Annotated in this window: 14 protein-coding genes and 1 pseudogene; 5 read left to right on the plus strand and 10 right to left on the minus strand. The window is 69.0% G+C overall.

Annotation, left to right across the window (positions count from 1 at the left end; translation table 11 throughout):
- The first annotated feature begins 3 nt into the window (after positions 1-3).
- From AC5IG3_RS16675 to AC5IG3_RS16690, 4 genes are read left to right on the plus strand one after another with little or no spacing between them, the layout of a single operon-like run.
- Positions 4-1,221, plus strand: coding sequence for an efflux RND transporter periplasmic adaptor subunit (locus tag AC5IG3_RS16675; protein ID WP_491907407.1), 1,218 nt, complete (start codon positions 4-6; stop codon positions 1,219-1,221).
- Positions 1,222-1,261: 40 nt separating this feature from the next.
- Positions 1,262-1,828 (plus strand): M48 family metallopeptidase, encoded by a 567-nt coding sequence (locus tag AC5IG3_RS16680; RefSeq protein WP_491907408.1) that lies wholly within the window; start codon positions 1,262-1,264, stop codon positions 1,826-1,828.
- Positions 1,825-2,814: a TolB family protein gene (locus AC5IG3_RS16685; RefSeq protein ID WP_491907409.1), complete on the plus strand. Its 990-nt coding sequence runs from the start codon at positions 1,825-1,827 to the stop codon at positions 2,812-2,814. The genes AC5IG3_RS16680 and AC5IG3_RS16685 overlap by 4 nt, the downstream gene beginning before the upstream one ends.
- A 32-nt stretch (positions 2,815-2,846) precedes the next feature.
- Entirely contained in the window at positions 2,847-3,188 is a 342-nt protein-coding gene (locus AC5IG3_RS16690) for a Dabb family protein (protein ID WP_491907410.1), read from the plus strand.
- Between the two features lie 28 nt (positions 3,189-3,216).
- Here the strand turns inward: AC5IG3_RS16690 and paaZ are convergent, their stop codons facing one another.
- The 10 genes and pseudogenes from paaZ to AC5IG3_RS16740 all read right to left on the minus strand — a co-directional run bounded on the left by paaZ (position 3,217) and on the right by AC5IG3_RS16740 (position 12,437).
- Positions 3,217-5,292, minus strand: a complete 2,076-nt coding sequence (gene paaZ / locus AC5IG3_RS16695) for a phenylacetic acid degradation bifunctional protein PaaZ (protein WP_491907411.1) — start codon at positions 5,290-5,292, stop codon at positions 3,217-3,219.
- Complete coding sequence (locus AC5IG3_RS16700; RefSeq protein WP_491907412.1) at positions 5,289-5,939, minus strand: TetR/AcrR family transcriptional regulator; 651 nt, start codon at positions 5,937-5,939, stop codon at positions 5,289-5,291. The genes paaZ and AC5IG3_RS16700 overlap by 4 nt, the downstream gene beginning before the upstream one ends.
- A 14-nt stretch (positions 5,940-5,953) precedes the next feature.
- Positions 5,954-7,060 carry a 1,2-phenylacetyl-CoA epoxidase subunit PaaE gene (gene paaE, locus AC5IG3_RS16705; RefSeq protein ID WP_491907413.1) on the minus strand — a complete coding sequence of 369 codons (1,107 nt, stop codon included), beginning with the start codon at positions 7,058-7,060 and terminating at the stop codon, positions 5,954-5,956.
- A 2-nt stretch (positions 7,061-7,062) separates the two neighbouring features.
- A complete protein-coding gene (gene paaD / locus AC5IG3_RS16710) occupies positions 7,063-7,587 on the minus strand; it encodes a 1,2-phenylacetyl-CoA epoxidase subunit PaaD (protein ID WP_491907414.1) in 525 nt (174 codons plus the stop codon).
- Positions 7,584-8,399: a 1,2-phenylacetyl-CoA epoxidase subunit PaaC gene (paaC, locus tag AC5IG3_RS16715; RefSeq protein WP_491907415.1), complete on the minus strand. Its 816-nt coding sequence runs from the start codon at positions 8,397-8,399 to the stop codon at positions 7,584-7,586. Before paaC ends, paaD begins: the two co-directional genes overlap by 4 nt.
- 12 nt (positions 8,400-8,411) lie before the next feature.
- Positions 8,412-8,723, minus strand: a complete 312-nt coding sequence (paaB, locus tag AC5IG3_RS16720; protein WP_491907416.1) for a 1,2-phenylacetyl-CoA epoxidase subunit PaaB — start codon at positions 8,721-8,723, stop codon at positions 8,412-8,414.
- 15 nt (positions 8,724-8,738) lie between these two features.
- A complete protein-coding gene (gene paaA / locus AC5IG3_RS16725; protein WP_491907417.1) occupies positions 8,739-9,764 on the minus strand; it encodes a 1,2-phenylacetyl-CoA epoxidase subunit PaaA in 1,026 nt (341 codons plus the stop codon).
- Positions 9,765-9,804: 40 nt separating this feature from the next.
- Positions 9,805-11,124: a phenylacetate--CoA ligase PaaK gene (paaK, locus tag AC5IG3_RS16730; protein ID WP_491907418.1), complete on the minus strand. Its 1,320-nt coding sequence runs from the start codon at positions 11,122-11,124 to the stop codon at positions 9,805-9,807.
- A gap of 51 nt (positions 11,125-11,175) precedes the next feature.
- A pseudogene (gene paaI, locus AC5IG3_RS16735) lies at positions 11,176-11,614 on the minus strand (hydroxyphenylacetyl-CoA thioesterase PaaI).
- Positions 11,615-11,618: 4 nt separating this feature from the next.
- Positions 11,619-12,437: an enoyl-CoA hydratase-related protein gene (locus AC5IG3_RS16740; protein ID WP_491907419.1), complete on the minus strand. Its 819-nt coding sequence runs from the start codon at positions 12,435-12,437 to the stop codon at positions 11,619-11,621.
- Between the two features lie 186 nt (positions 12,438-12,623).
- Here AC5IG3_RS16740 and AC5IG3_RS16745 point away from each other — a divergent pair, with 186 nt between their 5' ends.
- Complete coding sequence (locus AC5IG3_RS16745) at positions 12,624-13,751, plus strand: aminotransferase class V-fold PLP-dependent enzyme (protein WP_491907420.1); 1,128 nt, start codon at positions 12,624-12,626, stop codon at positions 13,749-13,751.
- Positions 13,752-13,754 lie beyond the last annotated feature (3 nt).

Genomic DNA, 13,754 nt, shown 5'->3' on the forward strand with positions numbered 1-13,754 from the left:
CGCGTGAAGACCCGAACCTGGTGGATGTTGGGCGCAGCCGCCGTGCTGGCCGCGCTGGCGCTGGCCTGGGCATTGGCGCCGCGGCCGGTCGAGGTGGAAGCCGCCACCGTGACGCAGGGCCGCTTCGAGGCCCGCGTCACCGAGGACGCCAAGACCCGGCTGCGCGAGCGCTACACCGTCTCGGCGCCGCTGGCCGGCGTGCTGGAGCGCATCACGCTGCACGAGGGCGACGCGGTGGCCGCCGGCGCCGAGCTGGCACGCATCCGCCCGCAGCTGTCGCCGCTGCTCGACGAGCGCACGCGGCGCGAGCAGCAGGCCCGCATCGACGCCGCGCAGGCCCAGGTACAGCGCGCGCAGAGCCAGGCCGAAGCCGCCACGCTCACGCTGCAACGCAGCCGCGAGACGCTGCACCGCAGCGAGCAGCTGCTGGCGCAAGGCTATCTGTCGCCGGAGCGCATTGAGGCCGACCGGCTGGCCGCCGACACCGCGCAGAAGACCCAGGCCGCCACCACCGCCGAGCGCCAGGCCGCCGCCTCGGCGCTGGAACAGGCCCGCGCCGTGCTGATGACGCTGCAACGCCCCGACGGCGCCCGCCCCTTCGTGCTGCGTGCGCCGGTGGCCGGCCGCATCCTGCGCTTGCTGCAGACCAGCGAGGCCAGCGTCGCACCCGGCATGGCGCTGCTGGAGCTGGGCGACATCGCGCAACTGGAAGTCGTCGCCCAGTTGCTGACCAGCGACGCGCTGCAGGCCCGGCCCGGCAGCACCGTGCGGATCGACGCCGGCGGCCCGGCCACGCTGGCCGGCCGGGTGCGGCAGATCGAGCCGGCGGCCTTCACCAAGGTCTCGGCGCTGGGCGTGGAAGAACAGCGCGTCAATGCGCTGATCGACTTCACCGGCCCGGCCGAGGCGTGGCGCGCGCTCGGTGACGGCTACCGCGTCACGGTGCACATCGTCACGCTGGCAGTTGACGGCGCGGTGCAGGTGCCGGTGAGCGCGGTGTTTCCGCTGCCGGCTCCGTCTGCACCTGACGCCAGCCCCGCGCCGCGCATGGCGGTGTTCGTGATCGAGGCCGGCCGCGCCCGCCAGGTCGAGATCCAGCTCGGCGCCCGCAACGGCACGCAGGCCTGGGTGCAGCAAGGCCTGGCGCCCGGCGCGCAGGTGATCGTCTACCCCGGCGCGACGGTGCGCGACGGCGGGCGGGTGGCGGTGCGCAAGGTGTGAGGCGGGGAGCGGAAACGGCGCGCGCATCGACAATGCACGCATGGCCATTTCACCTCCTGCGCTGACACCGCCGATCAAATACCTGGCCGGCTACCCGGCCGAGTTGCACGCCCAGGTTCACCAGATGGTCGAACAGGGCCGGCTCGGCGCGCTGCTCGACCGCAAATACCCCGAGCGCCACGACGTGCGCACCGACCCCGCGCTGTACGACTACATCAGCGAGATCAAGGGCCGCTACCTGCGCATGGCGCCGCCGCTGGCCAAGGCCGTCTACGACCCCAAGCTGCGCGTGCTGCAGCAGGCGCTCGGCACGCACACCGCCGTGTCGCGCGTGCAGGGCGGCAAGCTCAAGGCCAAGCGCGAGATCCGCATCGCCCACCTGTTCCGCGACGCACCGCCCGAATTCCTGCGCATGATCGTGGTGCATGAACTCGCGCACCTGAAGGAGCGCGAGCACGACCGCGCCTTCTACCAACTCTGCGTCCACATGGAACCCGACTACCACCAGCTGGAGTTCGACGTGCGCCTGCACCTGCTGCGGCTGGATGTGGAACGTGCAGGTGCCGGTGCAGCAGATGCAGGCCCACCGACGATGGAGACACCATGACCTTGCCCGCCCACGGCCTGATCGGCACCCCGGCCTTCCAGCCCGGCCGCCAGCGCGCCGAACTCACCGTCTACGACCGCACGCAAGACAGCCACCGCCGGGTCTACGCCTGCGACCACCTGATCGAAGCGCCCAACTGGACGCCCGATGGCCGCTGGCTGGTGTTCAACAGCGCCGGCGCACTGTTCAAGATCCGCGCAGACGGCAGCGCCGCGCCGGAGCGGATCGACAGCGGCGCGCACGCGCCGGCCAACAACGACCACGTGCTGTCGCCCGACGGTCGGACGGTCTATTTCTCGACCGACGATGGCCACATCCTGGCCGTGCCGCTGGCCGGCGGCGCGCCACGGCGGGTGTCGAACCTCTACAGCGGGCTGGGGGAATTTCGCTGCTACCTGCACGGCATCTCGCCCGATGGTCGCTGGCTGGCTTACGTGGGTTTGGGCATCGGCATGACGGACGCATCGGGCAGAGCGACAGGCTCAGCGCATGAGCCTGCCCTCGATGTCGATTACGGCCTCTACCTGCTGCCCACGGCCGGCGGACCAGACCGCGAGTTGCTGCGCCCCGGCGTGCCGGTCGACGGCCCGGAGTTCTCGCCCGACGGCGCCTGGCTCTACTTCAACGGCGAAATCGGCGCCCGCCGGCCTGGCCATTCGCAGCTGTGGCGCCTGCATCTGGAACTCGGCACGCTGGAGCAACTGACGCACGACGAGCGCGTCAACTGGTTTCCGCACCTGTCGCCCGACGGCCGCTGGCTGCTCTGGCTGAGCTACCCGCCCGGCACGCTCGGCCACCCGGCCAACCGCGAGGTCATCCTGCGGCTGGCCGAGGTGGGCAATGCACCATCCAACCCGACCACCGGCCCTGTCATCAGCAGCAGCACCGACCTCGTGACGCTGCTGGGCGGCCAGGGCACGATCAACGTCAACGGCTGGGCGCCCGACAGCGCCCGCTTCGCCTACGTCAGCTATCCGGCGCTTTGACGGCCGGTCCCCACCTCGAAAGGAAGCCCCGCATGTTCATCCACAGCGCCCTGTTCTGGCTGCGCCCGGACCTGACCGCCGCCGACCGCGCCAGCTTCGAACACGAGCTGCGCCTGCTGGCGCAAGCGCCGTATCTGCTGCAAGCGCATGTCGGCCGGGCAGCGGCCACCGAGCATCGCGGCGTCACCGACAACGGCTTCGACTACGCCACGTCCTTCCACTTCAAGTCCTACGAGGACCACGCGCATTACCAGACCGCCTGCCCGTTACACGCCGCCTTCGTCGCGCGCTGCAAGGGCTTCTGGGACCGGGTGGTGGTGCACGACATCGAGCCATTCATTGAGCCGCTCGCACCACCGGTCCAGGGCGACTGATCGCGCTGGACCGACCGCATCAGCGCCCTCAGCCGCGCTTGGCCACCAGCGTGAGGATGTCGTAGCTGGCGACCAGCTCGCCGTGCTGGTTGGTGACTTCCACGTCCCACGCCACCACGCCCTGGCCGACGCCGTGGACGTCGACCTTGTTGCGGTCGACCTTGCGCTTGGCGGTGATGCGCGCCTGGATGGTGTCGCCGATCGGCACCGGCTTGACGAAGCGCAGCGCATCGAGCCCGTAGTTGGCCAGCACCGGCCCCGGCGCGGGGCTGACGAACAGGCCGGCGGCGGCCGAGAGCACGAAGTAGCCATGTGCGATGCGCTGGCCGAACTGGGTGTCCTTGGCGGCGATGGCGTCGAAGTGCATGTAGAAGTAGTCGCCCGAGACGCCGCCGAAGTTGACGATGTCGGCCTCGGTCACGGTGCGGCGGTGCGTCAGCAGGCTCTCGCCGATCTGCAGATCCTCGAAGTGACGGCGGAAGGGGTGGACCTCGGTCTCGATCACCCTGGCGCCGCGTACGTGCTCGCCGGTGACGGCAGCCAGCATCGTCGGCGAGCCCTGCACCGCCGCTCGCTGCAGGTAGTGCTTGACGGCGCGCAAGCCGCCGAGTTCCTCACCGCCCCCGGCGCGGCCCGGGCCGCCGTGCTTGAGCTGCGGCAGCGGCGAGCCGTGGCCGGTCGATTCAGGCGCGGCCTCGCGGTCGAGCACCAGAAAGCGGCCGTGCCAGGCGGCGAGCTGTGGAATGGCCTGCGCCGCGATCTGCGGGCTGCGCGTCACCAGCGTGCCGACCAGGCTGCCCTTGCCACGCGCGGCGAGTTGCACCGCTTCATCCAATTCGTCATACGGCATCAGCGTGCTGACGGGGCCGAAGGCCTCCACGTCGTGCACCGCGCTGCTGACGTGGCCGTCGCGGCACAGCAGCAGCGTCGGGGCGAAGAATGCGCCTTCGAGCGTGCCCGCGCCCTGCGGCAGGAAACCGCCCTCGCCGCCCATCTGGCCGCCGCAGACCAGCTCGGCCGACTGGCGCAGCAGCGCCACGCGTTCGGCCACATCGCGCTGCTGATCGCGTGAGGCCAGCGCGCCCATGCGCACGCCTTCCACCGCCGGATCGCCCACCGTGACCTTGGCCAGCCGGGCCTTGAGCGCGCTGGCGACTGCGTCGATGTGCTGGCGCGGCACGATGGCGCGGCGGATGGCGGTGCACTTCTGGCCCGCCTTGGTGGTCATCTCGCGCGCCACTTCCTTGACGAAGAGGTCGAACTCCTCGTCATCGGGCGACACGTCCGGCGCCAGGATGGCGCAGTTGAGCGAATCGGCCTCGGCGTTGAACGGAATGAAATTCCGCACCAGGTTCGGGTGCACGCGCAGCCGGGCGGCGGTGTCGGCCGAACCGGTGAAGGTGACCACGTCCAGGCCTTCCAGCCGGTCGAGCAGGTCGCCTGTGGAGCCGATCACCAGTTGCAGCGCACCAGCGGGCAGGATGCCACTGCGGTCGATCAGGCGCATGGCCGCTTCGGCCAGGTAGCAAGTCGCGCTCGCCGGCTTGACGATGCACGGCATGCCAGCCAGAAAGCTGGGTGCGAACTTCTCCAGCATGCCCCAGATGGGAAAGTTGAAGGCGTTGATGTGCACCGCCACGCCGCCGCGCGGCACCAGGATGTGCGTGCCGGCAAAACCGCCCTTTCTGCTGAGCGGCAGGGCCGGGCCTTCGTGCACGACGTTGCCGCTCGGCAACTCGTTGCTGCCGACGCTGGCGTAGGCGAACAGGGTGCCCGAGCCGCCTTCGATGTCGATCCAGCTGTCGGCGCGCGTGGCGCCGCTGTGGGCCGAGATGGCGTAGAGCGTTTCCTTGTGCTCGTTGAGGAACCTGGCCAGCGCCTTGAGGCGTTGGGCACGCTGCTGGAAGTCCAGCGCCATCAGGCCGGCGCGGCCCTGGCGGCGGGCGTAGGCCAGCGCTTCGCCGAAGTCGAGCGGCTCGGCGTGGGTGTGCGCCACCGCCGTGCCGTTGATGGCGCTGCGCAGCACCTGCGCCGGCTGGTCGCCCGTCCAGCGGCCGGCGATGAAACTCTGCAGGGTGGAGGCGTGGATCATGGTTTGGGTCATGACGTGAGGGTTTCTTCAGGAATCGGGGCAGCCGGGGCTGGAATCGGCGCCGGCGCGCGCACGCCGGGCACGCCGGCAAAGAACAGGTCGGCCACGATGGGCGCCATCTGCGCGTGGGTCAGCGCGCCGTCGGGCTGCAGCCAGGTGAACATCCAGTTGATCATGCCGAACAGCAGCATCGCCAGCGGCTTGGTCAGCCCGGCCTGGAACTGCTGCGGCTGCCAGGTGGCAATCGCGTCGGCAAAGCCGTTGACCACCAAGCGCTCTTTGTCGAGGATGCGTTCGCGGTCTTCGGGCTCCAGAAAACGCACGTCCTCGGTCAGCACGCGGTGGGCGTCCTGGGCGTCGGCGTATTCCTCGATGATGCGCAGGATCAGCTGGCGCACGCGCGGCTCGGGCGGCAGGTTTTCGGCCTCGACCTCGGCGACCAGCGCCTCCAGCCGCGAGACGTGGCCCTCGGCAATCTGCACCAGCAGCGCGTACTTGTCCTTGTAGTAGTGGTAGAGCGAGGCCTTGGACAGCCCGGCGGCCTCGGCCACCTGATTCATCGACGTGCCGAAGTAGCCGCGCCGCGCGAACAGGTGGGCGGCGTGGCTCAGGATCAGCTCGCGCTGGTCGTCGTAGCCGGCAGAACGCTTGCGTGCCATGGCGTGTCAGCGCCTCAGCGTTCGTCGAAGGACAGCACCACGCGCTCGGTCAGCGGGTGGGCCTGGCAGGTCAGCACAAAGCCGGCGGCGACCTCGGCCTTGTCGAGCGCGAAGTTGCGCTCCATGCGCACCTCGCCCTCGATCACCTTGGCGCGGCAGGTGCCGCAGACGCCCGAGGTGCACGAGTACGGCACCTCCAGCCCCGAGGCCGAGGCGCAGTCCAGGATGCTCGGCTGGTCTTTTCGATAAACGATCTCGCGCCGCAGGCCGTCGCGCACGATCACCACGCGGGCGATCTCGGCGTCGCCGGGCTTGGATTCATGCAGGATCGCGCCAACCCCGGCACCCCCGGCGGTGGCTGCTGCACCGGGCGCCTGCGCCACGCCGAAACGCTCGATGTGGATGCGCTCCTCCGGCACGCCCGCGCCCAGCAGTGCGGCCTCGGCCTCGTCGTTCATCTGGTACGGGCCGCAGATGTAGACATGGTCGATGCCGGCCGGCGGCAGCACGCTGCCCAGGAATTCACTGATCTTGTCGCGGTTCATCAGGCCGCGGTTGATGGGCGCGTCGGTGAATTCGTCCGAGAAGACGTACTGCAGCGTCAGGCGCGTCAGGTAGCGGTTCTTCAGGTCTTCGAGCTCTTCCTTGAACATGGTCGACTGCAGCGTGCGGTTGCCGTAGATCAGCGTGAAGCGGCTCAGCGGCTCGCGGCCCAGCACGGTCTTCATGATCGACAGAATCGGCGTGATGCCGCTGCCGCCGGCAATGCCGACGTGGTGGCGGCGCTGCGCCGGCTGCAGCGGCACATGGAAGCGGCCCTGCGGCGCCATGACCTGCAGCGTGTCGCCCACCTTCAACTCGGCGTTGATCCAGTTGGAGAACACGCCGCCGCGCACCTTGCGCACACCGACGCGCAACTCGTTGTCGTCCACGCCCGCGCAGATCGAATAACTGCGGCGCAGGTCTTGGCCGTCGAGGGTCTGGCGCAGCGTCAGGTACTGGCCCTGGATGAAGCCGAAGGACTCGCGCAGCTCGGGCGGCACCTCGAAGGAGACGATGACGGCCTCGGCGGTGTCGGGCTCGATGCTGCGCACGCGCAGCGGGTGGAACAAGGTGGTCATGGTCAGATCGGCTTGAAGTATTCGAACGGTTCGCGGCAGGCCATGCAGCGCCACAGCGCCTTGCAGGCGGTCGAGCCGAAGGCGGACAGGCGCTCGGTCTGGGCGCTGCCGCAGCGCGGGCAGGCAATGGCTTCGGCGGCGCGGTAGCTGCGCAGGCCGCTCAGGCTGATGGGCACGGCGCCGTCAGGAGCGCAGGCGCCGGGCGGCGCGATGCCGTACTCGCGCAGCTTGCGCCGGCCGTCGTCGCTGATCCAGTCGCTCGACCAGGCCGGGGCGCGCTGCAGGCGGGCGCGCACGGGGCCGAGGCCGGCGGCGTCGATCGCGTCGAGCACGCTGCGCTCGATCACCTCGGTGGCCGGACAGCCGGAATAGGTCGGCGTCAGCACGACTTCGAGCGCGCCACCGTCAACCTCCTTCACGCTGCGCACGATGCCCAGGTCGCAGACCGACAGCGCCGGCACTTCGGGATCGAGCACGTCGTGCAGCACGGTCCAGGCCTGCTCGACGCGCGAGGGGCTCACGTTCACCACACGCCCCCAGGGTAAGCACGCTGCAAATACTGGAGTTCAGCCAGCAGCGGGCCCATGTGTTCGCTGTGCACGCCCTGGCGGCCGGTGCTGCGGAAGGGCGATGCGGCGGGCACGGTCAGGCCGGCTTCGGTCAGGATGGCGCTCATCTCGGCCAGCCAGGGCGCGTGCAGGTCGGCGGCGCGCGGCCCGAGGCCCGCTGCGGCGGCCTGCTCGTCGGTGGCGTCGCTCTCGAACAGCTCGGTCGTGTAACGCCACAGGTGGTCGAGCGCCCGGAGCATGCGGCGGCGCGATTCCTCGGTGCCGTCGCCCAGCCGCACGACCCAGTCGGCGGCGTGCTGCTGGTGGTAGCGCGCTTCCTTGACGGCCTTGCCGGCGATGGCCGACAGCTCGGCGTCGCTTGAATCGGCCAGCTTCGTCCACAGCCCTTTCAGCCAGGTGGCGACCAGGGCGTTGCGCAGCACGGTGACGGCAAAGTCGCCGCGCGGCAGCTCGACCAGCGTCGGGTTCAGGTAGCTGCGCTCCTCGCGCAGGAAGGCGAGCTGGTCTTCGTCCAGCACCGCGCCACCGGCCGCCGCGTTGAGCTGGCCGGCGTGGGTCAGCAGCGCGCGCGCCTGGCCGATCAGGTCGAGCGCCATATTGGTCAGCGCGATGTCTTCTTCCAGCACCGGCGCATGGCCGGCCCATTCACCCAGGCGCTGGCCGAGGATCAGGCAGGCGTCGCCGATGCGCAGCACATAACGCACGGCGGCGTCGGGCTGGGTCTGGACGGAGGTGGAGGTGGCAAAGGTGGCAAGGGCAGCGGTCGTCATGGCTTCAGCCCATCACATGTGGTTGACCGAATCAGGCAACTGATAGAAGGTCGGGTGGCGGTAGACCTTGTCTTCCATCGGGTCGAAGTACATGTCCTTGTCGCCCGGGTCGCTGGCGACGATGTCGGTGCTGCGCACCACCCAGACGCTGGTGCCTTCCTGGCGGCGGGTGTAGACGTCACGCGCCATCTGGATCGCCATCTTGGAGTCCGCCGCATGCAGGCTGCCGCAGTGCTTGTGGTCGAGGCCGGCCTTGCTGCGCACGAAGACTTCCCACAGGGGCCATTCCTGCGATTCGACGGCGGTGCTTTGGTTTTCACTCATGACGATGACTCCGGCTCAGGCCGCCTGGGCCTGCGGTTGGTGTTTGCGGGCGTGGGCGAGCGCGGCGTCGCGCACCCAGGCGCCGTCTTCCCAGGCTTGCACGCGGGCGGACAGGCGCTCGCGGTTGAGCGGGCCGTCGCCGTTGACGACGCGCCAGAACTCGCTCCAGTCGATGGCGCCGAAGTCGTGCTCGCCGCGCGCCTCGTTCCACTTCAGGTCGGGGTCAGGCAGGGTCACGCCCAGCAGCCTGGCCTGCTCGACGGTGGCGTCGACGAACTTCTGGCGCAGCGTGTCGTTGCTGACGCGCTTGATGCCCCAGCGCATGCCCTGCGCGCTGTTGGGGCTCTGGTCATCGGGCGGGCCGAACATCATCAGGCACGGCCACCACCAGCGGTTGACCGCGTCCTGCACCATGGCCTGCTGGGCTGCGGTGCCCTCCTTCATCATCACCAGCAGCGCATCAAAACCCTGGCGCTGGTGAAAGCTCTCCTCGCGGCAGATGCGGATCATGGCGCGCGCGTACGGCGCGTAGCTGCAGCGGCAGATCGGCACCTGGTTCATGATGGCCGCGCCGTCGACCAGCCAGCCGACCACGCCGATGTCGGCCCAGGTCAGGGTGGGATAGTTGAAGATCGAGCTGTACTTGGCGCGGCCGGTGTGCAGCGCATCGAGCAGCTGGTCGCGGCTAGTGCCGAGCGTCTCGGCCGCGGCGTAGAGGTAGAGGCCGTGGCCGCCCTCGTCCTGCACCTTGGCCAGCAGGATCGCCTTGCGCTTGAGCGTCGGCGCGCGGCCGATCCAGTTGCCCTCGGGCAGCATGCCGACGATCTCGCTGTGCGCGTGCTGGCTGATCTGCCGCACCAGCGTCTTGCGGTAGTTGTCGGGCATCCAGTCCTTGGCCTCGATGAACTCGCCCTCGTCGATGCGGGCGTCGAAGCGCTGCTGCAGCGCCAGTTCCTCGGTGCTGCGGAGTTTCTTGTCGGCCTCCAGCCCGCCGTTCAGGGCGTTTTCACGGGCCATGGCGTCCATCGCTTGGGTGTACATGTTCAGTCCTTTCGATGCGTTGAAACGAGGTCGCGGTTCTTCAGCGCGGCCGCTGGTCGATCACCCGGCGCGCCTTGCCGACCAGCGTGCGCTCGATGCTGTCGGGCGGGCCCACGCTGACCCGTGTCGACACGCCCACCAGCGTCTTGATGCGGTGCTGCAGCCAGCGCTCCAGCTCGGCCACGTCGGCGGGGCTGGCGGTGGCCACGGCGGCGGGGTGCAGTTCGCAGCGCACCGCCAGTTCGTCGAGCAGCCCGGCGCGGCTCACCACCAGCTGGTACTGGCCGGCGAGCTTGTCGCTCTGCAGCACGATTTCCTCGATCTGGCTCGGGAAGACGTTGACGCCGCGGATGATCAGCATGTCGTCGCTGCGGCCGACGATCTTGCCGATGCGGCGGAAGCTGCGCGAGGTCGGCGCCAGCAGCCGCGTCAGGTCGCGGGTGCGGTAGCGGATGATCGGCAGCGCTTCCTTGGTCAGGCTGGTGAAGACCAGCTCACCCTCCGAGCCCTCGGGCAGCACGGCGCCGGTCTCGGGGTCGATGATCTCGGCCAGGAAGTGGTCTTCCCAGATCACCGGGCCGTCCTTGCTCTCGATGCATTCGCTGGCCACGCCCGGGCCCATCACCTCGGACAGGCCGTAGATGTCGACCGCGTCAATGGCGGCCTTGCCCTCGATCTCGCGCCGCATCGCCTCGGTCCACGGCTCGGCGCCGAAGATGCCGACCTGCAGCGACATCGCGCGCGGGTCGAGCCCCTGGCGCTCGAACTCCTCGATGATCACCTGCATGTAGCTCGGCGTGACCATGATGATGTCGGGCTTGAAATCCTGGATCAGCTGCACCTGCTTCTCGGTCTGCCCGCCCGACATCGGGATCACGGTGCAGCCCAGCCGCTCCGCGCCGTAGTGCGCGCCCAGGCCGCCGGTGAACAGGCCGTAGCCGTAGGCCACGTGGACGATGTCACCGGCGCGGCCCCCTGCGGCACGGATCGAGCGCGCCACCAGATCGGCCCAATGGTTGATGTCGTTCTGGGTGTAGCCCACCACCGTCGGCTTGCCGGTGGTGCCTGACGAGGCATGGATGCGCGAGACCTGTTCGCGCGGCACCGCGAACAGCCCGAACGGGTAGTTGTCGCGCAAGTCCTTCTTGGTGGTGAAGGGGAATTGGGCGATGTCGGCCAGGGTCTTCAGATCGCTCGGGTGCACGCCTTTCGCATCGAACGACTGGCGGTAGTGCGGCACGTGGTCGTAGGCGTGCTGCAGCGTCCAGCGCAGGCGCTGCAGTTGCAGGGCTTCGATCTCGTCGCGGCTGGCGGTTTCGATTGCGTCCAGCTCACCGGCTTGCGGTTGTTTCACGGGCATGGCTTGTCTCCGGATGTTTGAGTTCTGAGGATCAGTGGCCAATGAGGGCCGTCAATCGCCGATCACCGGCTTGCCCTTGAGCGTGTACGAGCGGCCGCGGAAACAGCGCCAGGCGCTCGCCGCGCTGGTTGCTGACCTCGACGTCGTAGACGCCGGTGCGGCCGGCCCTGGACTGCTCGGTGCAGCGCGCGGTCAGCATGTCGCCCTGCCGGCCGGGGGCGATGAAGTCGATCGAGAAGCCCGAGGCCACCGTCACCTCGTTGTACGAGTTGCAGGCAAACGCGAAGGTCGAATCCGCCAGCGCCGACAGGAAGCCGCCGTGGCAGGTCTGGTGGCCGTTGAGCATGTCCTGGCGCACCGTCATGCAGCCGGTAGCGTGGCCGGGGCCGACCTCGATGATCTCGATGCCCAGCGCGCAGGTGGCGTGATCGTTGGCGTACATCGCGTCGCGGGCACGCTCAGCGGTCTGTTGCGGGGTCCGGTTCGACATGGCTTCAGCGCTCCTTGAACACCGGCGCGCGCTTGGCGAAGAAGGCGCCCACGCCTTCGGCGTAGTCGGCAGAGCGGCCGAACTGGCGCTGCAACTGGGCTTCCTGGCCGAGGGCCTGATCCAGGCTCAGATCCGCGCCGGTGTCCAGCGCGGCGCGGGTGGCGACCAGCGCCTTGACCGGCATCGCCGCCAGCCGCTGCGCCAGCGCCTGGGCGGTGGTTTGCAAGTCGGCGTCGTCGACGCACTGCCAGATCAGACCCCAGTCGGCCGCCTGCTGCGCGCCGAGCTTGTCGCCCAGCATCGCCAGGCCCAGCGCCTGCTGGCGGCTGAGCAGGCGCGGCAGCAGCCAGGTGCCGCCGCAATCGGGCACCAGGCCGATCTTGCTGAAGGCCTGGATGAAGCTGGCCGAGCGCGCCGCAATCGTCAGATCACACAGCAACGCCAGATTGGCGCCCGCCCCCGCCGCCACACCGTTGACCGCCGCCACCACCGGCACCGGCATGCTGCGAACACGCAGGGCCAGCGGCCGGTAGGTGGTGTCGATCAGGTCGCCGATGTCGGGCTGCTGCGCCGGCGGCGCCATGACGCCATCGACAAAAACTGGCGCCACGGAAGGGTCGCCCAGATCCTGCCCGACGCAGAAGGCGCGGCCCGCCGCCGTGAGCACCACGCAGCGCACGCTGTCATCGGCCGCCGCCGCGTTCAACGCCGCCAGCAACTGCGCGTGCATGGCCGTGGTGAAGCTGTTGAGCGCCGCCGGCCGGTTGAGCGTGAGCGTGCACACGCCGTTGGCAGCATGGACCTGGACCAAGGTTTCCGACATGGATGGACGCTCCTGAAGATTGAATAATTACCCGACCGACCGTTCGGTTAATTCTAGGTTTCAAGTTATACCCGTAGCAAGTCCACCAGATCCCTACAAACCCTAGGAGCGGGCCACCCCGGCCTGAAAGCGCCTGAAAACGCCAGAGGGGCTGATAAGCTCATTTGCAAATTCATGGAGTCAACGATGCCTGGCCTGCTTTCCGATATCGACCCCGACGGTCTGCTGGAGTACTCGGTGGTCTACACCGACCGCGCCCTCAACCACATGTCCGGCAAGTTCCAGGGCGTGATGCGCGACATCTCTGGCGTGCTCAAGGAGGTCTACGGCGCCCGCGCCGCCATCGTCGTGCCCGGCAGCGGCACCTTCGGCATGGAAGCCGTGGCGCGCCAGTTCGCCACCGGCAAAAAAGTGCTCGTCATCCGCAACGGCTGGTTCAGCTTCCGCTGGACGCAGATCATGGACATGGGCCACATTCCGGCCGAAGCCGTCGTGCTGAAGGCGCGTCGCATCGGCGAAGGCGCGCAAGCGCCGTTCGCACCAGCGTCGATCGACGAAGTGGTCGCCCAGATCCACGCCCAGCGGCCCGACGTGGTGTTCGCCCCGCACGTCGAAACCTCGTCCGGCATGCTGCTGCCTGACAGCTATCTGCGCGCCGTGGCCGACGCGGTGCACGCCGTGGGCGGCCTGTTCGTGCTGGACTGCATCGCCAGCGGCACGCTGTGGGTCGACATGGCCGCCACCGGCGTCGACGTGCTGGTGAGCGCGCCGCAAAAAGGCTGGAGCGGCTCGCCCTGCTGCGCCTTCGTCATGTTGAGCGAGCGCGCGCTGACCGCCATCGACCGCACCCAGAGCACCAGCTTTGCCGTCGACCTGAAGAAGTGGCTGCACATCATGCAAGCCTACGAAAGCGGCGGCCACGCCTACCACGCCACCCTGCCCACCGACGCACTCACCCGCACCCGCGACGTGATGCTGGAAACCCGCGCCTACGGCTTCGAGAAGGTACGCGCCGAACAGCTAGAGCTCGGCCAGCAGGTGCGCGCGCTGCTGCAGCGCAAAGGCATCGCCAGCGTCGCCGCCCCCGGCTTCGAAGCGCCCGGCGTGGTCGTCAGCTACACCACCCGCCCCGAATTCCAGAACGGCAAAGCCTTCATGGGCCAAGGCCTGCAAACCGCCGCCGGCGTGCCACTGCAGTGCGACGAAGGCGCGGACTTCAGCACTTTCCGCATTGGCTTGTTCGGGCTGGACAAGCTGCACAACGTGGAGCGGACGGTGGGGAATCTGGAGCGGGCGTTAGAGCAACTGACGTAAATA

It is taken from the genome of Leptothrix sp. (in: b-proteobacteria), assembly GCF_965250675.1.
Classification (GTDB): Bacteria; Pseudomonadota; Gammaproteobacteria; order Burkholderiales; family Burkholderiaceae_C; genus Sphaerotilus.